This is a genomic window from Gimesia sp. (genome assembly GCF_048260065.1).
Lineage (GTDB): Bacteria > Planctomycetota > Planctomycetia > Planctomycetales > Planctomycetaceae > Gimesia.
Genome location: NZ_JBLXHC010000017.1, coordinates 42,006 through 63,016, shown reverse-complemented (window position 1 = coordinate 63,016; position 21,011 = coordinate 42,006). Strand labels below are relative to the sequence as shown.

Sequence of the window (21,011 nt, the reverse complement as noted above, 5' to 3'; positions counted from 1 at the left end):
GAGCCCCGCCGCGACTGCATAAAAAAAGCGAAAGCTGAGGAATGTCAGCTTTCGCTTTTCAGCATAATCTTCAGGATTTGTTTAATAAGGAATTTCTACATCATGCAACTGCATAAACTGATTCATTCCGGTGATCTCAAGTACTTCCCTGATATCTTCGGAAGGATTGTAGAGGTGAATTTCAATCCCAAGGTTCCTGATTGAGGACAACAATCCCAGCATTCCACTGGGAATCAGATTTACTCCTGTCAGATCCAGTGCCAGTGTTTCGCACTGCTGTACTTTAACCAGCTCCAGTAATTCATCCCGGATCCCTTTCACACTGAAAGTATCCAGAACATCTCTACCGCCGAAACCAGCCACACACAAAGGTCCTGAGTGATATACCTGGAGAATTCCTCCCTGTTGTTGCACCGTCATCGAATTTTATCCTTTTCAAAAAGAATACAGGACGCGAAGTCAGCGATAAAAAATGAGAAAAAGAACAACTGCGTTCCGCGTGAGACTTCGCATCTCATTGACAAATTCCAAGACAGATACTGGCAATTCATGTGCCACTGACAATGCCTATACATAATATTTACTGATCGAAGTGTCCGAACTAGCTCTCAGGCATTTAAGTAACTGTAAAATAAGATTTTATATCCAAATCTTAACACTACCTGATACACGGATCTCTGAGTCACGCCTGAAAGGCTGCAGTAAAACACCTCACCCTGTAGCATTTTGAAACACAGGCCAAAGACAGAACTGCTTTTTCTGAGAGCAGCACGGAATCGCTTGTGCAAAAAAAATGAGCCCGTCCTGCATGTTGCACGACGGGCTCAGGATTCGCGGGAATCCACAAAGTTGGTTCTATGAGGTAAAATTCATCGCTTGTTTCTGATTAGCGAACTCGTGCCTTGAAGGTGACGACGCCCCCCGTATGCCCCTTGACAGTTTCATCTACTTCAAAGGTCAGTATCAGGCTGCCTTCCTGGTTGTCTTCTACAACCAGTCGTCCTTTACGATCACAAGTGGCACTGTCTTCAATGTACTCCAGACGCGGTGTCAGGTTGTCAACAATCTTGATGCCTTCGACGTCGAAGTCACCCACGTTTTCGTATTTGATGGTGAAGGTGATGATATCACCTGGTTCCGCGTTTTTCCTGTCGGCCAGCTTAACCAGTTTCAGGTTACCTTCTGTTTTGCGTTTGTCTTCAATGCCCACATATTCTTCAGGCTTGACGGCACTCTTTGCAGCATGCGCGGATTGCTGACGGATGGCAATGACTGGAAACTGAGTTCGAGACCAGATCGCAGCTGCCTGAATCTGATAGGCTATGCGAGCTTCATCAGACTGATCAAACTGTCCGGTTGATTCGGTAGCTGTATCCTGAAACAGATTGTTGAGCTTGGTATGGGAACCGAGAATAGCAGTCTGGCCGACGGCCCCCTGCTGCTGTTCGGTTTCCACCCCACTGGCACGGGATCGCATGCGAATCCCTTCCAGCTGTTCACGCTGTTTGTGCTGTGTGATTACAGTTCGCGCATCTAAGCCCACACCATGAACAGTATCTTCTGTCGTGGCCAGTGTATCCACCGATGTTCCAGAGAGAGGCGAACTGGCGGAACGAATGGCAGCGAACCGGGGAGCGTAGACTGCGACACGATTCGATTTTCTGACTTCGTGATTGCCTTTATGTGTCTGGTATTCAACTACGGTGTCTTCCGTATCCAGGCCCAGACGACTGTAGTCGTCATAGTGAACCGGGTTCTCACGATCACCGCCATCAAAAAGATATTCATCGGGATACATTTTCACCATGGCAGGATCCGTGCCTGCCGGGAGTGTGTAATCCCGTTCTACAGCGGGAGAAAATTCACAATAAGGAGGTCGTTCACAGACAGGAGCAGGCTGATAGTAGGCAACCTGCTGCACAGCTGAAACGGGAGCCACTGGTTGAGCAGGAGCTGACAGAGTCACAGCTCCTTCACTGCTGTCAAAGTCGGCATGTTGAACCGCAGGAGCCTGTTCCTTTACCGGTTCTGTCAATGACTTATTCCAGGGCATGGAAACCGAAACGGGAGATAAACTGGAACACCCGCTGCTGACAGACATCAGCATGATCGCCGCCAGAGAGCAGACACGCTGCATTTGCGATTCTCCTCTTTGATTTCTAAACGACAATTTGAACACGGAATTTCCTTTGGTTAAACGAATCTTCAGTTTTTGACAGCAGGTGAATTTACTTCAACGACAGGTGCCCCGTTCCCGAAAAAGGCAGGATCTTCACCAACTGTAGAAGGCAGACGCCCCCCCATTCTGAGAATCAGCATCGGACGGCCGAGCAGATCAGCCTCGGCGATCAGGTTTTTCTGTGCGGTGATTGTTTGTGTTGGCTGTCGATCAAACTGAGCAGGTACGGCAGTTTGAGGCCGTTCCAGATAAACGACTTTTGTCACCATTCTTCCGGATAATACCAGCTCAATATCTTCCGCCGTAAAACTGACTGGTATTGGATATTGTTCAGCCAGACCGGCAGGTGGATGAAGACGATCAATCAACTCAATGGTCGGGTACAGTTCGACACCCGGAAATTCCGGCATACCGCTGATTTTAACGCGATACACATAACCAACTCCAAAACCGATGGAAGCTGGAGATGTTTTTGGAATCGCCTGATCAGGACCGCCTGCATAAAAGGTCAGATTTCCTTTGGAGGGCAGACTGAATTTCATCGGTTGAATATAACCGGGTTGAACCTGACCTGACATCGACGCCCACTGGCCGGCAACCCCGGGTGGAGTGCGCTGATTCAGAGGATGATAGAATTGATTCCCCGAATTGTACTGTCGTCCGCCGATCATCTGTTGAGACCAGGCAGCAGGGACATCCATGACAAAAACGATCAGGGTCATTAACAGTAACGTTAATAAGCGTGATCGATTTTGTCGTTTTGAATTCGTCATGACTAAGAGTTTCTACGATCAGTTGTCCTGAGGGATGACAGAAGAGAATTAGCCGTAAGAGATGAAACAGTAGAGCAGAAATGAAACTTAAAAAGACAAGGGGTGACACTCCTGGTATTCGTTTCCAGGAGTGTCACGTGGGTCCATAGTCTTTTACTCTTAATATCCAGGTCCTGGTGCCATGGTTCTTGGGTAAGATACCTGGCCAGGTGAATGTACTGGATGACTTTCCGAGTATTGAACATACTTAACAGGTTTAGGCAGGCTTGGTGCCGGATCCTGTTTGACGTCGACCAGGAAGTGATCGACTGGTTTTGGCAGATTGGTTTTCGATACATTCCGAATGGTGTGAGACTTCAGGCTGGCTGGTCCACCCAGTGGAATGTGAGGAGGACCTGGCAGTCCGATCGGAGTTCCTGTCATAGGCATACCCCAGGCAGGAGTTGGTCCCATTCCGGCGATTGGATTGTAAGCTGGCTGACCAGGAGCACCCATGCCGCCCATCATTGTGGGAACAGGCACACCAGATGCGACTCCAATCGTTTCACCGGGGATTGGCATGGGAGCCATGTGAGCTCCGGCGTCTCCATCATATGAAACCTGTGAAACAGTTTCGGCCCCACCATCACCGGATGGCATCTCCAGATCCATGTTACCCATTCGCAGGACAGCCATGATGGTACCACGACGATCTGCTTCTGCGACTGGATCTACACCGGGATCGAGACGGGTTGAAACCAGAGTTTCCACACCGGCAATGGCCAGTTCCTGGAACTTTTCATCTGGAAGATAGATGACTTTCGTCACAAAGTTGTTGCTTTCTACCTGATCCAGATCTTCTGGTGTAATTTCCAGAGGAATGCTGTTATGAGACAGGTAAGCGTCTGTCGTAGGATGTGACGGATAGACCTGCAATGAAGGATACAGAGCAGGAATCGATCGTCCCGGGATGTGTGACAGCTTTAACCGGTAGGTTGCTCCCTGGTTGAAGTTGTAACGCCCTGGAGCTGTGAGCTGGTTTTCTGCATAGCCTTCCGCGACTTGCCAGCCCACTTTCATACCCGCTGGTCCTACGAAGCGAACCTGTGAGGTTCGTGCTGCATAGGCACTCATGGGAGGCGGAGCCAGCATTGGCAATACGCCTGGCCCCGGTCCATCGACCATTGGCCCCGGTCGCTGCATCATCGCAGCTGGTGGAGCATGGTACTCACCCTTCTTAATTACCTGTTGCCCGTCGGCTGCACAGCCAACACAGACAACTACCAATGTTCCTAAAGCCAGGAAGTAGTACTTCATCATGACCCCTTGTTCGAATACCCACGACGAATAATGCGACTTGTTAAGTGAAGAACCGTCCATCGCAAACTAAGACGTCGATCCCTGGGAAATTGGAACGGTCGACGTTCGGTTCAAAAAAGACTCAGTTTTCAGGTCGACCCAAAGCCCGAAATATCGTTAAAATGCGATCAGTCCCAAATTTTAACGATCTCACACTGAGCTAAACGGTCTGCCGGTTGAAACACTCCAACCAGCTAGAGGCACATAGATGGCCTCATACATCTGTTTTCGGACTAATGTGGTCCGATTCTTTGATAAATTCGTTTTTTTCCGAACAATTAGAACATGTTACGCATTTTAACCCTGACTACAGGCCTCCTGCTCGTCGCAGTGCTGAATGATTTTTTCTCAATCTCTTCCTGGGCTCAATTGCCACAAAGACTGACCAGTCTAGAAGATACAGAGAATACCGATGAGCGTCTTCTTGCTCAGGCAGATCCCGGGGAGAAGCCGGCAGCCGAAAATGCGATTTCTGATGAGTCCGAGAAGAATTTGAAAAAAAATCCGGTTTATGCAGCGGCATTGCTGGAAAAAGCCAGGGAAAAACTTCTCTCATACAGTTCAATTCGAACTCACATTACCGAGAAAGTTGAAATTGGGCCCAAGCCTTTCATCATGACTGGGAATTATCTGCAATCAAAAGACCAGAGACAGGGCAAAGACTTGAAACTACGCCTTGAATTTCACGTACAGAGTCAGAATTCAGACGGTAAACCGGTGGGATCCGTGCTGGAAATCTGTGATGGTCAGGTATTGTGGACAGAGCACACGATTAAAGGGACATCCCGAGTAACCCGCAGAGATGTACAGGCGATCCTGCAACAGGCAGAAATCAATCCCCAGGCACAATCAAATATGCTTGTAGCACAACTGGGACTGGGAGGACTTCCCGGATTACTGGCATCCATTCAGAAAAATATGAATTTCGTCAGCGTGGCAGAAAGAACGATCAGCGGAAAGACGTTAACGGTCTTAAACGGGGTCTGGAAAGACGAATTTCTGGCACAATGGAAGGGGGGCGACCCTGCTGCCCCTGTTGAACTGCCTGCTTATGTCCCGGAGGTAGTTCGAATTTACCTCGATCAGGATACGCTCTTTCCCCGTCGTATCGCGTATCTGAAAAAAACGCAAGACTCTCTACAAAGTATGGTCACACTTAACTTTAGCAAAGTCACTCTGAACTCGCCCATTCCCGATACGGAATTTACCTACGAGCCACCAGACGGCGTTTTTCCAGTGGATGTTACCAAACAATACCTTCAACAGTTGAATAAGGAATAGCGTAAGAGAAGTACTAACACCTTCAGGAACTCCCGTCTGAACTGTGCACCGTCTATTCCAGAGCAAGCCACTTCTTTAGAATCCCGACTGTTCGAGAATTGATAATCCACTACAATATAGAGACTTAAGTTATCTTTACGGAATGAATTATTCAGCCATGGGTTTGAATTGATGCCAGCAGCATTTACTGAAATGGAACAACGCACCGCAAGATGGCAGACGAACTCTCCGCTGCTGGTTGTTCCGAGTTGGGCTGCATCTCTGGCCATCCACTCGCTCATCCTGCTGATCCTGATTTCCAGCCTCAACCACTGTGACAGTGGTCAGACAGGAGGCGATGAAGGAGGACTCCGCAGTGTGGGGATCTATGTCAAACAGTCCCCTGATGCTGAGAAGCCAGAGGATTCAGACCAGGAACCCCTGGAATCTGCAGAGAATCTACAGGTATCTCAGTCCCAGGAACAGATCAGCGAAGTCATGGACCAGCCTCCTGTGGCGCCCCAGCTTCCCGAGTTGAATTCGAAACTGCTTGGGGCAGGCCCGGCACAGGCTCCCAGTACTCCTACTGCCGACCTGACGACCGACCAGTTAATGTCACCCAGTACGGCGCTGGCCCCCCCCGTGATGGGCGCTGGTAATGTCAATTTTTTCGACGCCGTTGATTCAGGTAAGCGGTTTGTATTCGTACTCGACTGCTCAGGTAGTATGGCTGCTCCCCAGGGAGCTCCCATTCGCAAAGCGCGTTCAGAACTGATCTCCAGCCTGGCAGGTTTGAACCATCATCAGCAGTTCCAAATCATTTTTTACAACACCTCTACACGAGCCATGCAGCACCGGGGAAAGTCAGCGGAATTACTCTATGCGACTGACATCAATCGGACACTGGCCCGGCAATTCATTCAGAGTGTTGAACCCGATGGAGGTACCGACCATCTGCCGGCTTTAAAAAGAGCTTTAAGTTTTAACCCGGATGTCATATTCTTCCTGACAGATGCAAAACACCCGCAGCTATCCAGTGCTGACCTGAATGAGATCCGTGAGATCAATAGCGGAAAAGCAAAAATTCACTGTATTGAATTTGGTGAGGGTTATCCGGTCAAAGAAGGTAACTCCCTCGATAAACTGGCCCGCCAGAATAAAGGCAGCTATCGATACTATAATGTCCGCAAATTTATCAAGCATAACTAAACAACCGCGAATGCTGCCTGCGGATCACCATAAAACCAATTTACTCACTCAGAAAGCCATTGTTTAATGTCTTCGTCAGTTTCCAAAGCGACTCGCTATACAATGTTATTGGCCTGCCTGCTCTTCTGTGTCGGCTGCGACCAGTACACTAAAAAGATCGCCGTCGAAAAACTCAAATTTGAACCACCGGTGACTTATTTCAATAACACATTCCGCATGGAATATGCAGAGAATACAGGTGCCTTCCTCAGTGTTGGCAGCCGGCTGTCTAAACCGGTCCGTTTTTTCCTGCTGGTTGTTGCCAACGCTGCATTTTTGATTCTCGTATCGGGAATGCTGGTCTTTCGCTGGCAGATGCCTCTGATGCAATTTATCGCTCTCTCATTATTACTGGCAGGAGGCATCGGGAACTTAATTGATCGTGTCTTCCTGAATGGTATTGTCATCGACTTTCTCAACATCGGATTCGGGCCTTTGAGAACCGGAATTTTCAATGTGGCTGACATGGCGATTACGGGCGGAGCTCTGTTAATGCTCTTTTCCTGGTTTTTCACCAAGGATCCGGCTGACCAGAAAAATGAACCGCCTGTTTCAGAACCGACTACTCCAGCTCCGGCAGAGTAATAATTTTCCCTGTTGAAAGGTTTCCATGCGAACATTTCTGTTGATCAACCTGGTGCTTGTATTCTTATTTCAGAATACAGAGATTACCTGCGCTCAGGATAAGATCGAAGTTCGCCCGGATCACCATGTCGGTCAGGCGACGCTTCCGTGCACGATTCTGGATTTCACTCAGTCAGAGATCAAAGTGAAATTATTGCCCAGCGGAACCGTAAAAACTTATCCCAGTTCTGAAATCGTAAAGGTACATACACCGCAAACAGAACAGCACCAGCAGGGTCTGGAGCAGTTACAGAATGAAGAGTACGAAAAAGCCATTGATTCATTCAGTGAAGCCTTGAATATCGAAAACCGACTCTGGGTCCGCCGTGAAATCCTGGCCTTGATGACCAAAGCAGCCCTGGCAACCGGTGACAACCTGAAGGCGGCACTTCGATTTCAAATCATGGTGGAGAATGAACCTGATGCCCGTTCCTTTGATCTGATTCCGCTTGACTGGGGAATCAAAGAAACCTTGTCCCCCGCCCGAAATGCAGCGCAAAACTGGTTAACCGACCAGGATGAAGTGAAACAGCTGATCGGGGCCAGTATTCTGTTAACGTCTCCCGATTATCAGGCACAGGCAGAAGCAGCACTCCGCTCCCTGGCCACAAGCCCCCACATTAAAATCCAGCAACTGGCACGTACCCAACTCTGGCGTCTCCGGTTGCGTGCCGGCGATATCAGCCTGCTGGAACTGCAGCGCTGGGAACGCAATCTGAGACAGGTTCCCGAACACCTCAGAGCCGGCCCTCACTTCCTGCTGGGAACCGGATACGCTCTGCTGGAACGACACGGACAGGCAGCAGCTTCCTTTCTCTGGATCCCACTGGCTGAAAACTCAAACCCGCAGCTCTCTGCTGAAGCCAGCCTGAAAGCCGCCGATTCGATTCTGGCGATGGGACAGGCGAATAACGCATTGCGGCTTTATCAGGAAACCGCGGCACGCTATCCCAAATCACCTGCACGACAGATGGCACTGCAGATGATTGACCAGATCACCAAAGCGGGTTCACAACCAGCGACACAAAATAATTGAACAGCACGATTTTTTCTTGAAATGAATGATTTGATGGATCGAAGTAAATCACTGAGTAAAACACTCTGGGCCAGTCTCATCTGTGCCTGCCTCGCGCTGGCAACTCCCGCCTACTGCTTTGCCGCAGATGATTCGGGTGAAGGTACGGGGACTGACATTTCAAAAGTCGACTTCCGGCAACTCGTTGATGATGCGGGCACAATTGGAATTATCATCGCCGTTTTAAGTATCGCCATGGTCGCTTTAATCGTGGAACATGTCATCAGCATTCGCAGCAATGCGCTGATGCCTCCTGGCCTGGCAGAAGAAGTTCACGGTTTAATCTCGCAGCAACAGTATCGCAGTGCCGATTCCGTCTGTAAGTCGAATCCCAGTTTTCTGTCATATGTTCTGTCGGCCGGGCTGGCCGAAGTCCAGCTGGGCTATGGGGCTGTTGAAAAAGCCATGGAAGACGCCGCGATGCAGCAGTCGGCACGATTGAATCGTAAAATCGAATACCTGTCCGTCATCGGCACACTCTCTCCCATGCTGGGACTACTGGGGACTGTCTGGGGCATGATCCTAGCCTTTTCCGAATTCACAGCCAAAGCCAACCCCGATGTAGCAGAACTGGCTCCCGGGATTTCCAAAGCGCTCATCACAACGCTGTTTGGTCTCAGTGTTACCGTTCCCGCTCTTGCCAGTTTTGCTTTTTTCCGTAACAGGATTGATGAACTGGTTGCACAATCCTCGTTATTAGCCGAACACGTTTTTGCTGACTTCAAACGCAGTACTCCTGTTACAGCAAAACAGTCAGCAAAACCACAACGGAAACGGCCGGAAGAGGAACTGGCACAACGGCTCGCCGATCAACAGGGAACGCGTCCCTCATCACCTCCCGGAGGTTAACAGAGATGCGAGTCCCTACACGTCCCCGTCAGCCGGGAATTCGATTTAACATCACCCCTCTGATCGACATTGTCTTTCTGTTGATTGTCTTCTTTCTGGCTGCGACTCACCTGACTCAGAATGAGAAACTGGAAGCAGTCGAACTGCCCGAGGCTTCTCAAAACGAAAGCGAACCGGATGAAGCACCACGTCGGATGATTATCACGATCACCCTTGATGAGAAAATGCATCTGCGCGGCAGCGAAATCACCCCGGAAGAACTGGAAGCACAACTGCTTTCTCTTGATGAAAGTAAACGGCACGAAATGGAGATCCGAATCCGTGGCGACCGTCGAATTCCCTACCGAATTGTTGAACCCGTATTAATCAGTTGCGCCCGTGCAGGCATTTCCAACGTCAAATTTTTAGTCCTGAACGAGTAACTGCCTCTGTCATGAAAATCCCCTCTCATCATAACAGCCGATCTGACATTCAGGACCAGGCTACCATGACGCCGATGATTGACGTGGTATTCCTGCTGCTGATCTTCTTTATCAGTGCCTCGGCAAATCAGATTCGAGAATTTCTGCTGCCGACGGAACTCGCGACCGGCAGTATTGAATCGGTCGAATCGACTCCGCGAGAACAGCCTCTCGGCGAAGTCTGGTTAAAACTCAAACGGCAGGACAACCAGACCATTGTAGAATTAAACGAGCGCGAGTATGCTCAGTTCGATCAATTGAAGCAGACATTGACGCAACTGGCCGAGCTGGCACCAGAGATCCCTGTGATCCTCGACATCCAGGAAGAAGTTCCCTTGGGAGAAATGATCCGCACCTACGATACCTGCCTGGCAGCCGGCTTCCAGTCGATCAATTTTGCGACCGATGCGAACAAAGTCGCTCCCAAAAAGAAACTGTAAATTTCTAATATTGAAATCTGATTTTCCTCATGAAGTTATTTGATACTCACGCCCACCTGGATGAAGAAGCCTTTCACCCTGATCGCCCGGAAACCGTGCAAAACGCCATCGACGCCGGCGTGGAAACGATCCTGTCCATCGGCATCACCGCGGAAAGCAGCCAGCGTGCTGTTGACCTGGCGGCAACCTTCCCGAATGTTTACGCGGTGGTCGGAATCCAGCCTAACTATGTCGCACAAATGAAACCCAACGACTGGGAACTGATCGAGACACTCTCGACGGCAGACAAAGTCGTTGGCATTGGTGAAACAGGCCTGGATCGTTACTGGGACTATGCTCCGATTGAATTGCAGCAGGACTATTTCCGCAAACACATTCAACTGTCCCGTAAACTGGACATCCCTTTTGTTATCCACTGTCGTGAAGCGGAGGCGGATGTAGTCGAACTGCTGCAACAGGAAGCAAATGGCGCGCAGCTGAAAGGGCTCATGCATTCCTTTTGTGGCAGCCCCGAAACAGCGGCCGCCTGTCTGGACCTGGGGCTGCACATATCCTTTGCAGGCATGCTGACTTTCAAGAAAAATGATGAGTTGAGGGAGACGGCAAAACTGATCCCCCTGGATCGTCTGCTGGTTGAAACCGATTCCCCTTATCTGGCGCCGGTGCCCATGCGTGGCAAACGTAATGAGCCGGCGTTTGTGAAATATACCTGTGCCTGCCTGGCGGAAATCCATCAGAAGACTCCGGAAGAGATGGCTGAAATCACCACAGCCAACGCCAAAGCACTCTTCAAGATCGCTTGAGCCAGAGAACTGTTTCTTGAGGGATTTTAGAGATTCCCTAATTCTTTCAGATGGATACTTTCATTTTTATCCAATCCTGCTATTGTTAGACTTAGTTCAACGATGGAAATAACTTGCGTCAATTGAAACCACAACAGAATTACATAAATGCGTTCATCTAACTCTCGCAGCTCGCTGACAATTGCCCTGCAGTGAAAGCAGCTCCGGTAACGCTCCGTATATCTGGATACAGGCTAGGATGGTCATGATCAAAAAGTGGCTCGCGCACGCTTTTGCGGTAGAACGCCCTGAAGATTTTGCTCCCACAGTCGAGCAACAACAGATCGCAGATCGGATCTGCCGGGAAATCATCCGCCGGGACATGGTCACTCTGGCAATCCTCACACTCGAAACCTGTCGACCTTTGAATTACATCGGTTCACAGGCCATTCACTTCTTTACCCCCCTACTGTCGATTCTGGTAGATCCTCGTGCTCAGAAGATCTTTGCCGACTTTCTTGAGCAGCGCGGCTCCATTGAATGGCTCTGCCAGCGACTGGAATTCTTAAGCAAAACGAAACAGGAAGACCAGAGCTCAAGTACAGATGCTGCTCCAGCTCCGGTCTTGAAAAATGAAGATTCCTGACAAACGACATTAAGCCTGAACGATACTTCAACTGCTCTCAGATTGACACGGATGGTGAGTCAGACATGAACTCAACGACAGCAAAACAACTCGACCCTGATCAGATCAATGTCATCCTGGCAACCGATTGTGGCAGTACCACCACCAAGGCCATTTTGATTGAAAAAATCAATGGTGAGTACCGCCAGACCTTTCGCGGCGAAGCCCCCACGACTGTCGAAGAGCCCGCTGCGGATGTGACAGTAGGTGTCGTCAATGCCGTCACTGAAGTCGGTGAGCTGGCAGGTCGCAAACTGATCGACGACAAAGGCGAAATTATTCGACCGGCTCAGGGTGACACGGGATGTGATATCTATATTTCGACATCCAGCGCAGGGGGCGGCTTACAGATGATGGTGGCCGGCGTGGTGCGCGAAATGTCTGCTGCCAGTGCCAAGCGTGCCGCACTGGGAGCTGGCGCGATTGTCATGGATACGATTTGCTCGAACGACAAACGTCTGCCACACGAACAGATCCAGCGAATTCGTGAACTCCGCCCCGATATGATTCTGCTGGCGGGAGGCACAGATGGCGGAACCCAGAAGCACGTTGTGGAACTGGCGGAACTGATCGCCCCCGCCAAGCCGCAGCCCCGCTTTGGTGGCACCTACAAAATGCCGATCATCTACGCCGGCAATCAGGAAGCTGCTGAACTGGTAGCAGAAGCCTTCGATGACGATGTGAAACTGACAACGGTCGCCAATGTCCGCCCAATTCTGGAACAGGAGAATCTGGCACCGGCACGGGACGCCATTCACGACCTGTTCCTGGAACACGTGATGGCGCATGCCCCGGGTTATAACAAGCTGATTTCCTGGGCCGATGCCCCGATCATGCCAACTCCCGGTGCAGTCGGAAACATCCTGCAGACGATTGCCGAACAGCAGAATATCAATGCCCTCGGCGTCGACATTGGCGGCGCCACGACTGACGTCTTCAGTGTGTTTGATGGAACCTTTAACCGTACGGTGAGTGCCAACCTGGGGATGAGTTATTCGATCTCCAACGTGTGCGCCTCAGCGACCCTCCCCATGATCTTACGCTGGGTGCATCTGGAAATGGATCCACGTGAACTGCGGAATCATATCAAGAACAAAATGATCCGACCGACGACGATTCCACAAACCCGGGAAGCACTGGTCTTTGAACAGGCGGTCGCCCGCGAGGCATTGCGTCTTGCGTATGTACAACACAAAGAATTCGCGACAACATTGAAAGGTGTGCAACAACAGCGAACGGTGGGAGATACCTTCAGCCAGCAGACCAGTGGAGCCTCAATCGTCGATAACATGAAACTCAATCTGCTGGTCGCTTCGGGAGGCGTTCTGTCACACGCCCCCAACATGAATCAGACGGCTGCCATGATGATTGATGCCTTTGAACCGGAAGGCATGACCGTGCTGGCCAAAGACAGTATTTTCATGATGCCTCATCTGGGGGTACTGGCTCAGGTTCATCCTCGCGCAGCCCTGCAGGTATTTGAGCGTGACTGTCTGATCTACCTCGGTACCTGTATTGCGCCGCGTGGCGTGTATCGCGCCGGAAAATCCTGTTTTCGTTATCACATCCGCAGTCATTCCCTGGAAGAGACGGGGGAAATGTTTTGTGGCGAGATGAAGATGTTTCCCCTTGATGAAAACGAACAGGCGGTGGTCACTGTAGAACCGAGCCGCGGTTACGATTTTGGAAATGGTTCCGGCAAGCGGAAAGAGTTCGAAGCACGCGGCGGCAAGGTGGGACTGATTCTGGATGCACGCGGCAGACCACTGGTTGTTCCCACCAGCGAAAACAACCATTTATCCGAATTAAACAGCTGGATCGAAGAACTGCAGCTGTATCCTGAACCGGCTCTTACCGAAGTTTGATTCAACCAGCAGAGACAAAGCAATTATGGCGAAGGCATATTCCCCCGGCTTACAGATCAGTCAGCGCGTTCTGCACTCCAGCAAACGAATTCTCCCCATTCCGGGAGACGTACTCGTGAAGGAAGGCGATCGGGTCACCGCGGATCAGATCGTCGCCCAGACCTTCATGCCCGGCGATGTCACACCAATCAATATTGCCAATCAGATTTCCGTGGCCCCTTCCGAAGTCCCCCATTGCATGTTGATCGCGGAAGGGGATGAAGTCCACGTCGGAGATACCCTCGCACGCAGCAATGGGATCTTTGGTTTTTTCAAATCAGAAACCAAAGCCAAAACAGCGGGAACCATTGAATCGATCTCCCATGTCACCGGGCAGGTCATTTTAAGAGGTGCCCCCATGCCGATTCAGGTTTGTGCGTATCAGGCGGGAACTGTAAAAGAAGTCATTCCCAACCAGGGTGTGGTCATCGAATCGGAAATCACTTTTTTACAGGGAATTCTCGGGATCGGCGGGGAAGCCTTTGGAATCATTACGTTCGCCTGCCAAGACAAACAGCAATCATTAACAGATGATCTTCTGGACGAATCCATGCGTGGCAAAATCGTCATCGGCGGCGCCCGCATGACCGGCAAAGCAGTCAGGCGGGGAATTGAAATTGGTGTCGCCGCGATGATTTCAGGGGGAATCGATGATGAAGACCTCAAGGAAATCCTAGGCTACGATCTGGGTGTGGCCGTCACCGGCTCAGAACATATTGGCACGACGCTGATCATCACGGAAGGCTTCGGTGATATCGCAATGGCAGATCGCACGTTTAACCTGCTGAAAGAACGCGAAGGTGCCAAAGCCGCCGTCAACGGAACCACTCAAATCCGCGCCGGCGTACTGCGGCCGGAAATCGTGATCCCACTGGATAACAACTCTTCAACGAGCAACGAAACCAGTAAGAGTGTTTCGACAGGAATTCTGGAAACGGGTGTTCCGGTGCGAATCATCCGTGATCCTTATTTTGGACTGCTGGGCGAAGTTGGCGAGATGCCTACAGAACTGAGGACCCTCGAATCAGGTTCGCAGTCACGTGTACTGGAAGTCATTCTGGATTCTGGAGAGAACGTGATCGTTCCCCGTGCCAACGTGGAACTCATCGAAGGATAATCATTCATGCAATACCAGACCTTCAAATCTGCTCTGAGTTTACTCTTGCTGACAATAGTGGCAGCTTCAGAGTTTTCTGCGATTCAGGCAGCCGAACCACCCGCGTCTCCCTCTGATTTTCGTGCGGAAGATGTTCCCGGCGATGCGGGCACTGCCATCGATCTGTTCTGGACACTCTCCCCGGATGACCAACCCGATCTCAAACCTCGCAAGGTTTTACGATACGTCATCTATCGCAAAGAAGCAGACAACGCAGAGTCAAAGTTTGAAAACATCGGTGAACCAACATACCAGGTCAACACCTTTCGCGATTCGAACTGCAAAACCGGGACACCTTACCTCTACCAGATCGAAGCCGTCGGTCAGGAAGGCGTGACCTCTGCTCCGGTGGTCATAAAGGAACCTGTCATCGCCTCTCTGCAATGGTTCAATCAGCAGCGCGAATGGTTTGCCGTTTTTGTCGTCTTGATCTGTGGTTCAGTCATATTCTTCATCCGCCTGGCACGAAGCGGAAAAGAACTGAAGGTCCGGAAAATCGCGGGACTGGAAGCGATTAACGATGCCGTCGGCCGTGCAACGGAAATGGGACGCTCCTGCCTGTTTGTTCCCGGAATTCAGGACATCAATGATATCCAGACTGTCGCCGGTATCACTGTGCTCGCGCAGGTGGCAGAAACGACGGCAGACTACCGAGCCACACTGGAAGTTCCGACTTCCCGCTCGCTCGTGATGACAACTGCCCGCGATACGGTCGAAGCAGCCTATCTGGCAGCAGGCAGACCGGATGAATATAACGAAGACGATATCTACTATATTACTGACGAGCAGTTTGGGTACGTCGCCAGCGTGACGGGAAAGATGGTCCGCGACAAACCGGCGGCCTGCTTTTATATGGGTGCATTTTACGCCGAGTCACTGATTCTGGCAGAGACAGGTAACTCCGTCGGTGCGATTCAGGTGGCAGGTACCGCGATGCCGACCCAACTCCCCTTCTTCGTCGCCGCCTGTGACTTCACACTGATTGGTGAAGAGTTCTTTGCCGCATCAGCATACCTGTCCGGTGAACCTCAGCAGTTAGGCAGCCTCAAAGGACAGGACTTCGGAAAACTGATTGGTGGCCTGCTGCTGATTGCAGGCTGCCTCATCATGACCCTCTCCTCCATCCAGTCACGGGGAGCGACGCCCGAGAAGCAGCAACCGACCTATCTGCAGTCAGCTTCGAACTACATCATACAGAACATCCTCGGTAAAGGAGGTTTTAAATAATGAAGCGAACCGTTCCGCTGTTCATTTCAGCAATCACAGGGTTTGTCCTCATCGGGACGGCGTTTATCCCCAAATTCGTTGACTGGGGAAACGACGCGATGGCCTGGTTCAATCTGCTGGCCGCATTTGCTTTCATCCTTGGCGGAGGCAATCTGCTCAAGATGCAGTTACAGAAAATTTCTGCACAACAGCCAGGCTGGGGTTATGCTGCTGTCACTTTAATCGCATTCTTTGTCACACTGTTTGTCGGACTGGTAAAAGTCGGCGTGCACCCGAATGTAAAGTTCCCTGAATTTGCCTGGTCGGGAGATTATCTGCAGGAAGATGGCGCCTTCTGGTGGCTGTTCGAATATATTTTCACCCCACTTTCAGCCACCATGTTTGCTTTGCTGGCGTTTTATATTTCATCCGCTGCCTTTCGAGCCTTCCGTGCCAAAAATACCGAAGCCACAATTCTGCTGATCATTGCCGTCATCATTCTACTGGGACGAACTTACGCCAGTGTCTGGTTAACAGGCTGGTTACCAGATGAATTTATCCTCGGCGACAGCGGCATCAAATACAGCGATTTCAATCTGCAGAATTTATCCGAAGTCATCATGGAAAACTTTACAACTGCGGGGATGCGGGCCATCAAAATCGGAATTGCACTAGGGGTGGCTTCGACTTCGCTGAAAGTGTTATTAGGCGTTGATCGTTCTTACCTTGGTTCGGATCAGGAGGCGTAATCAATGCTGGATTTTCTACAACATCTGGATCGTCGCTGGATCTTTTTACTCATGTTTATCGCTGTTGCTGTCCCTCTAATCATGGGCACAACGTTTCCAGAAGTCCCCTCTGCTCAAGTGATGGCGGTTTTTGATGCAGTCGATAAACTGCCCGATGGTTCCAATGTCGTTATGGCTTTAGACTATGATCCTGCCAGCCAGGGAGAACTTCAGCCGATGGCCTCGGCCTTCACAAGACATTGTGCCATCAAAAAACACAACATCTACTTTATGACGCTCTGGCCCCAGGGAATCTCCATGATCCAGAATTCCATCGGCATCCTGCAGGATGAATACCCGGAGACATACAAAGGGAAATACGGAACGAAATACGTCAACCTTGGATTTCGAGCCGGTAACGAAGGCGTGATCAAACTGGTCGTCGAAGATCTGAAAAAATCCTACTCCACAGATATCCACGGAACCAATCTGGATAATATTCCCCTTACAAAGAACCTCAAAAACATTCAGCAGGTCGATCTGTTGTGTAATGTCAGCGCCGGATATCCAGGTTCGCAGGAATGGGTACTTTATGGCTCATCCCCGTTTGATATCCCCACCGTCGTTGGTTGCACCGGAGTTCAAGCCCCGATCATGTTGCCTTATATTCCGGATCAGCTGACGGGCATGCTTGCTGCAATCAAAGGAGCTGCCGAATACGAACAGGCCATCATCAATGCTTACCCGGAACTGGAGAGTAACCCCAACGCCAAGGAAGGCCTGGTTCGCATGGGGCCTCAACTGGTTGCACACCTGCTGCTCATCAGCCTGATCTTATTAGGTAACGTGATTTATATCTGGGAACGAAAACAGGGAATGCACCAATGAAGCAATCAACACTCATCTGGACAATCTTGATGATCGCCGGTGGTGGATTTCTACTGTTCCAGGCCAGCAAAGGCAACGGACGCGTCTATGTACGTGAAATCCCCGTAGAGGCCACAGCATCGCAGCCCGACTCTGAGCCCCAGGTTTATCAATGGACTAAAAACCAGCAGGTGCCTCAATCTGAGAAGGATGATCCCGGCGTCAGTTTCAGCCTGTCTCGCACCGTCGGTCTCTGGGTCGCCGCGTTCTGCACACTGGCAATCTTTTCATTTCTCTATGGTGACAATCCCCTGTATAAGTTTACGGAAGCGATCTTCGTCGGCGTCTCAGCTGGTTATGCCATGGTCGTCGCTTTCTGGACCGAAATTGCTACAAACCTTTACGCCAAGCTGCTTCCCGGCCTGGCACGCATCACCTTCTATCCTGACATTGATTCCACGACCAGACCGGAATTACTTTACCTGATCCCGCTTGTATTAAGTATTTTACTCTTATGGCGATTGTCTCCCAAAGGGAGCTGGATTGCCCGCTGGCCACTGGCATTCTTCATCGGCGCGACAGCCGGCATCCGCTTAATCAGTTACCTGGAAACGGACTTTATCGGGCAGTTGCAAAGCACCGTCATGCCATTCCTTGTATTTGCTTCCGATGGCTCTCTGCTGTGGGACAAATCGTTGAAGAACACCGTATTCATCGTGGGAGTACTCTCCTGCATGGTTTATTTCTTTTTCTCAATCGAGCATGAAGGCATGGTCAAATATGTCTCTCGTCTGGGAATCTGGGTTTTAATGGTCACCTTCGGAGCCAGCTTTGCTTACACGGTCATGGGGCGCATCGCGCTGCTCAGTGGTCGACTTGTATTCCTGTTTAATGACTGGCTGGGAATCTAAGATTCCACCTGCGTCGTTGCTCTCCTTCCTCATCAGACGGGAAATAATGCCTCATTTCCTCGATGTTCGATTCAACAAAACCTTAATTCCCAGTTCACTTAAGAATTACGGTCAATTGAGGATCTGATGAAGATCCGATTTTTGTGAAAAGCAATTCCATTCTACGCTACGCGTCCATTTCCTCATCTGCTATATTTGAATTCAGCCCACCGGTCGCCCGCCCCGGGTTGATACCTCAACTATTCCAGGCAAGAAAATAGATCGAAATGAATTCGCAGTCGACTGCTGACGCGGAGTTGAATGCAACCTCCCCCGAACTCTCAGTCCCCACTTACAAATTCTTTCCCGGTTGGACCATGATCGGGATCGCGGCAATGGCGCAGTTTTTATCAGCTCCCGGCCAGTCGTTTTCCGTAGCCGTGTTCAAAGATCCGATGCGGGCCTCATTGGGGTTAACCGAAACTCAGTACTCACTCGCTTACGGCTTCGCCACGATTGTCAGCGCCTGCCTGCTCCCTTTTGTCGGACGACTGCTGGACCGCTGGGGGGCAAGAATCATTCTGCCCATCATTGCCGTCGGTCTCGCAGCCGCCTGTTTTTTCATGTCGCGAATTCACTCACTGTCGGAACTCTATGTCGGATTCAGTCTCGTCCGCAGCCTGGGACAAGGTGCGCTCACATTGATCTCTGTCTGGATGGTGGGAGAATGGTTCGAGAAAAAACGGGGGCGTGCCACCGCACTCGCAGGATTCGGCAGCGCCTTTTCCGTCATGACGATTCCACTGCTTAACAGCTGGCTGATTGCCCATTATGGCTGGCAGACCGGCTGGGTATTTCATGCAGTCACTGTGGCGGTCTGCCTGATTCTGCCCGGCATCTTTATTGTCAGAAATCGACCGGAAGACCTGGGGCTGCATCCCGACGGAATCGGCCCTGCGGAAGAACTGGAAGTTGAAGAAGATTTCTCCGGCAGACAGAAGCGTCCGTTGATTACTGCGACCATCGAATCCTGGACTGTCCGTCAGGTTTTACGTGATCCGACTTTCTGGAAACTTCTGACCGTTATCACAACTCATGCCCTGGTGGGAACCGGTCTCGTATTTCACCAGATTGCATTGTTAGGCAGTCACGGTGTTCCCATGAACTGGGCCATTCGCATGATGTCCTTTCAGGCGATCTGTGCGACAGTGCTGATGTTCCCCGCCGGCTGGTTAACCGATCGTTTTCCCAGCCGTTACATCCTGTGTGGCTCAATGATCTGCCTGTCACTGGCGAATCTGATTGTACTCACCATGCCGGCTATTTGGATGGTTGTCGTCTATACCTTCCTGCTGGGCTTAACCGGCAGCGTATTTCGCAGTACGGCCACCGTGGTCTGGATCAATTATTACGGCCGAATGAACCAGGGAGCCGTCCGGGGAGTTGCCTGGTCGATGATGATTCTGGCCTCCGCATTAGGCCCGCTTCCGGTTGCCATGTCGATCGATTACTTCGGCTCCTATAACCCGGTGCTTTACTTATTCATGACAATTCCATTGATCTCCGCAGCAGCAGTCTGGTCAGCACATCCTCCGAAGCTGCTTAAACAGCAGGAAGAAACGGCAACAGAAACACCAGGTTAAGCCAGTCAGAGCCGGGCACCACAGAATTTGCAGAAGGTGGCATTGGAATCATGACCTTCCCGCATACATTCCGGACAGACCTGCGTCGTAATTTTGGTTTCCACAGATCCTTTTCCACCGTGTGCCAATTCAGCAGAGACGATTCCCGTAGGTACGATAATCAGGCTGTACCCCAATATCATAATGATTGCTGCCAGAAATTTACCCATTGGAGTCACCGGAGCAGCATCACCGTAGCCGACCGTGGTCATTGTCACGATCGCCCAGTACATACTTTCGGGAATCGAATCAAAGCCACTCCCCTTGTCTTCTTCAATCAGATGTAACGCCGCCCCTTCAATCACGACAGCAATCACAACCGTTGCCAGAAATACTGCAATCTTGGATCGGCTGGCCCAGATGGCCCGTCGCAACTCGGATGCTTCTGAGAGCATATGTCCCAGTTTGAATATCCGGAATGCCCGCAGCAGACGCAAGGCCCGTATCACTCCCAGACGCTGGGTCTCCACGGGTGCGATATTCATGATGTATGTAGGAAGAATCGAAAGCAGATCGACAATGCCATAAAAACTAAAAATATAACGCAGCGGTCGACGGGTACAAATAATTCGCGCCACATACTCAATCGTAAAGAGTATCGTGAAAAACCATTCGGCATAATGAAATTGATCGTTGTATTTCAGATCCAGTGAATTAACGCTTTCCAGCATGATCACCAGCACGCTCAATAAAATGGCGATCAGCAGAATCACATCAAATGCTTTACCGGCCCGGGTGTCTGCTTCGAAGATAATTTCGTACCAGCGATCACGCCAGTCTTGTGACTTTGGCTCCAGTGACTTCTTCGATTCAGACATTCAGATACTTTCGATCAATAACAAATTTGAGATGCGCCCCGGGAGA

At 50.6% G+C, this 21,011-nt stretch carries 21 protein-coding genes; 16 read left to right on the top strand and 5 right to left on the bottom strand.

From position 1 onward, the window contains the following. Positions 1–81: 81 nt before the first annotated feature. The 4 genes from ACN0YN_RS25240 to ACN0YN_RS25225 form a co-directional block, all read right to left on the bottom strand. A complete protein-coding gene (locus ACN0YN_RS25240; protein WP_417387804.1) occupies positions 82–420 on the bottom strand; it encodes an STAS domain-containing protein in 339 nt (112 codons plus the stop codon). 466 nt (positions 421–886) lie between these two features. Continuing rightward, a complete protein-coding gene (locus ACN0YN_RS25235) occupies positions 887–2,137 on the bottom strand; it encodes an isopeptide-forming domain-containing fimbrial protein (RefSeq protein ID WP_417387803.1) in 1,251 nt (416 codons plus the stop codon). A 68-nt stretch (positions 2,138–2,205) separates the two neighbouring features. Next, complete coding sequence (locus ACN0YN_RS25230; protein WP_417387802.1) at positions 2,206–2,901, bottom strand: hypothetical protein; 696 nt, start codon at positions 2,899–2,901, stop codon at positions 2,206–2,208. Positions 2,902–3,111: 210 nt separating this feature from the next. Then, positions 3,112–4,251, bottom strand: a complete 1,140-nt coding sequence (locus ACN0YN_RS25225; protein WP_417387801.1) for a hypothetical protein — start codon at positions 4,249–4,251, stop codon at positions 3,112–3,114. 324 nt (positions 4,252–4,575) lie between these two features. On the opposite strand from ACN0YN_RS25225, the gene ACN0YN_RS25220 reads away from it, so the two are divergent. From ACN0YN_RS25220 to ACN0YN_RS25145, 16 genes are all read left to right on the top strand, one after another. Continuing rightward, a complete protein-coding gene (locus ACN0YN_RS25220) occupies positions 4,576–5,571 on the top strand; it encodes a LolA family protein (protein ID WP_417387800.1) in 996 nt (331 codons plus the stop codon). A 192-nt stretch (positions 5,572–5,763) separates the two neighbouring features. Next, positions 5,764–6,759, top strand: a complete 996-nt coding sequence (locus ACN0YN_RS25215) for a hypothetical protein (protein WP_417387799.1) — start codon at positions 5,764–5,766, stop codon at positions 6,757–6,759. A gap of 66 nt (positions 6,760–6,825) precedes the next feature. Further along, positions 6,826–7,383, top strand: a complete 558-nt coding sequence (gene lspA, locus ACN0YN_RS25210; RefSeq protein WP_417387798.1) for a signal peptidase II — start codon at positions 6,826–6,828, stop codon at positions 7,381–7,383. A gap of 25 nt (positions 7,384–7,408) precedes the next feature. After that, positions 7,409–8,458 carry a tetratricopeptide repeat protein gene (locus tag ACN0YN_RS25205; RefSeq protein ID WP_417387797.1) on the top strand — a complete coding sequence of 350 codons (1,050 nt, stop codon included), beginning with the start codon at positions 7,409–7,411 and terminating at the stop codon, positions 8,456–8,458. Positions 8,459–8,491: 33 nt separating this feature from the next. Next, the gene (locus tag ACN0YN_RS25200; RefSeq protein WP_417387796.1) at positions 8,492–9,346 is read left to right on the top strand and encodes a MotA/TolQ/ExbB proton channel family protein; all 855 of its coding nucleotides are present in this window, start codon (positions 8,492–8,494) and stop codon (positions 9,344–9,346) included. 5 nt (positions 9,347–9,351) lie between these two features. Then, entirely contained in the window at positions 9,352–9,768 is a 417-nt protein-coding gene (locus ACN0YN_RS25195; RefSeq protein ID WP_417387795.1) for an ExbD/TolR family protein, read from the top strand. Between the two features lie 11 nt (positions 9,769–9,779). Beyond that, positions 9,780–10,247, top strand: coding sequence for an ExbD/TolR family protein (locus tag ACN0YN_RS25190; protein ID WP_417387794.1), 468 nt, complete (start codon positions 9,780–9,782; stop codon positions 10,245–10,247). A gap of 29 nt (positions 10,248–10,276) precedes the next feature. Beyond that, positions 10,277–11,050: a TatD family hydrolase gene (locus ACN0YN_RS25185; protein ID WP_417387793.1), complete on the top strand. Its 774-nt coding sequence runs from the start codon at positions 10,277–10,279 to the stop codon at positions 11,048–11,050. A 238-nt stretch (positions 11,051–11,288) separates the two neighbouring features. Then, the gene (locus ACN0YN_RS25180; RefSeq protein WP_417387792.1) at positions 11,289–11,675 is read left to right on the top strand and encodes a hypothetical protein; all 387 of its coding nucleotides are present in this window, start codon (positions 11,289–11,291) and stop codon (positions 11,673–11,675) included. Positions 11,676–11,740: 65 nt separating this feature from the next. Continuing rightward, positions 11,741–13,579, top strand: coding sequence for a glutamate mutase L (locus tag ACN0YN_RS25175; protein ID WP_417387791.1), 1,839 nt, complete (start codon positions 11,741–11,743; stop codon positions 13,577–13,579). A 25-nt stretch (positions 13,580–13,604) separates the two neighbouring features. Beyond that, positions 13,605–14,735 (top strand): hypothetical protein, encoded by a 1,131-nt coding sequence (locus ACN0YN_RS25170; protein WP_417387790.1) that lies wholly within the window; start codon positions 13,605–13,607, stop codon positions 14,733–14,735. A 6-nt stretch (positions 14,736–14,741) separates the two neighbouring features. Then, complete coding sequence (locus ACN0YN_RS25165; protein WP_417387789.1) at positions 14,742–16,001, top strand: DUF6754 domain-containing protein; 1,260 nt, start codon at positions 14,742–14,744, stop codon at positions 15,999–16,001. Next, entirely contained in the window at positions 16,001–16,729 is a 729-nt protein-coding gene (locus tag ACN0YN_RS25160) for a hypothetical protein (RefSeq protein ID WP_417387788.1), read from the top strand. Before ACN0YN_RS25165 ends, ACN0YN_RS25160 begins: the two co-directional genes overlap by 1 nt. 3 nt (positions 16,730–16,732) lie before the next feature. After that, on the top strand, positions 16,733–17,596 hold the full coding sequence (locus ACN0YN_RS25155) for a hypothetical protein (RefSeq protein ID WP_417387787.1): 864 nt from the start codon (positions 16,733–16,735) through the stop codon (positions 17,594–17,596). Continuing rightward, positions 17,593–18,486 (top strand): hypothetical protein, encoded by an 894-nt coding sequence (locus tag ACN0YN_RS25150; RefSeq protein WP_417387786.1) that lies wholly within the window; start codon positions 17,593–17,595, stop codon positions 18,484–18,486. Before ACN0YN_RS25155 ends, ACN0YN_RS25150 begins: the two co-directional genes overlap by 4 nt. A gap of 266 nt (positions 18,487–18,752) precedes the next feature. Then, positions 18,753–20,108, top strand: coding sequence for an MFS transporter (locus ACN0YN_RS25145; protein ID WP_417387785.1), 1,356 nt, complete (start codon positions 18,753–18,755; stop codon positions 20,106–20,108). 5 nt (positions 20,109–20,113) lie between these two features. On the opposite strand, the gene ACN0YN_RS25140 is transcribed toward ACN0YN_RS25145, so the two are convergent. Beyond that, positions 20,114–20,965: an ion transporter gene (locus ACN0YN_RS25140; protein WP_417387784.1), complete on the bottom strand. Its 852-nt coding sequence runs from the start codon at positions 20,963–20,965 to the stop codon at positions 20,114–20,116. Positions 20,966–21,011 lie beyond the last annotated feature (46 nt).

Bases quoted from the DNA above. Each gene is read 5' to 3' on its own strand.
- ACN0YN_RS25240 (WP_417387804.1), bottom strand. From the start codon at position 420: ATGACGGTGCAACAACAGGGAGGAATTCTCCAGGTATATCACTCAGGA.
- ACN0YN_RS25235 (WP_417387803.1), bottom strand. From the start codon at position 2,137: ATGCAGCGTGTCTGCTCTCTGGCGGCGATCATGCTGATGTCTGTCAGC.
- ACN0YN_RS25230 (WP_417387802.1), bottom strand. From the start codon at position 2,901: ATGACCCTGATCGTTTTTGTCATGGATGTCCCTGCTGCCTGGTCTCAA.
- ACN0YN_RS25225 (WP_417387801.1), bottom strand. From the start codon at position 4,251: ATGATGAAGTACTACTTCCTGGCTTTAGGAACATTGGTAGTTGTCTGT.
- ACN0YN_RS25220 (WP_417387800.1), top strand. From the start codon at position 4,576: ATGTTACGCATTTTAACCCTGACTACAGGCCTCCTGCTCGTCGCAGTG.
- ACN0YN_RS25215 (WP_417387799.1), top strand. From the start codon at position 5,764: ATGGAACAACGCACCGCAAGATGGCAGACGAACTCTCCGCTGCTGGTT.
- lspA (WP_417387798.1), top strand. From the start codon at position 6,826: ATGTCTTCGTCAGTTTCCAAAGCGACTCGCTATACAATGTTATTGGCC.
- ACN0YN_RS25205 (WP_417387797.1), top strand. From the start codon at position 7,409: ATGCGAACATTTCTGTTGATCAACCTGGTGCTTGTATTCTTATTTCAG.
- ACN0YN_RS25200 (WP_417387796.1), top strand. From the start codon at position 8,492: ATGGATCGAAGTAAATCACTGAGTAAAACACTCTGGGCCAGTCTCATC.
- ACN0YN_RS25195 (WP_417387795.1), top strand. From the start codon at position 9,352: ATGCGAGTCCCTACACGTCCCCGTCAGCCGGGAATTCGATTTAACATC.
- ACN0YN_RS25190 (WP_417387794.1), top strand. From the start codon at position 9,780: ATGAAAATCCCCTCTCATCATAACAGCCGATCTGACATTCAGGACCAG.
- ACN0YN_RS25185 (WP_417387793.1), top strand. From the start codon at position 10,277: ATGAAGTTATTTGATACTCACGCCCACCTGGATGAAGAAGCCTTTCAC.
- ACN0YN_RS25180 (WP_417387792.1), top strand. From the start codon at position 11,289: ATGGTCATGATCAAAAAGTGGCTCGCGCACGCTTTTGCGGTAGAACGC.
- ACN0YN_RS25175 (WP_417387791.1), top strand. From the start codon at position 11,741: ATGAACTCAACGACAGCAAAACAACTCGACCCTGATCAGATCAATGTC.
- ACN0YN_RS25170 (WP_417387790.1), top strand. From the start codon at position 13,605: ATGGCGAAGGCATATTCCCCCGGCTTACAGATCAGTCAGCGCGTTCTG.
- ACN0YN_RS25165 (WP_417387789.1), top strand. From the start codon at position 14,742: ATGCAATACCAGACCTTCAAATCTGCTCTGAGTTTACTCTTGCTGACA.
- ACN0YN_RS25160 (WP_417387788.1), top strand. From the start codon at position 16,001: ATGAAGCGAACCGTTCCGCTGTTCATTTCAGCAATCACAGGGTTTGTC.
- ACN0YN_RS25155 (WP_417387787.1), top strand. From the start codon at position 16,733: ATGCTGGATTTTCTACAACATCTGGATCGTCGCTGGATCTTTTTACTC.
- ACN0YN_RS25150 (WP_417387786.1), top strand. From the start codon at position 17,593: ATGAAGCAATCAACACTCATCTGGACAATCTTGATGATCGCCGGTGGT.
- ACN0YN_RS25145 (WP_417387785.1), top strand. From the start codon at position 18,753: ATGAATTCGCAGTCGACTGCTGACGCGGAGTTGAATGCAACCTCCCCC.
- ACN0YN_RS25140 (WP_417387784.1), bottom strand. From the start codon at position 20,965: ATGTCTGAATCGAAGAAGTCACTGGAGCCAAAGTCACAAGACTGGCGT.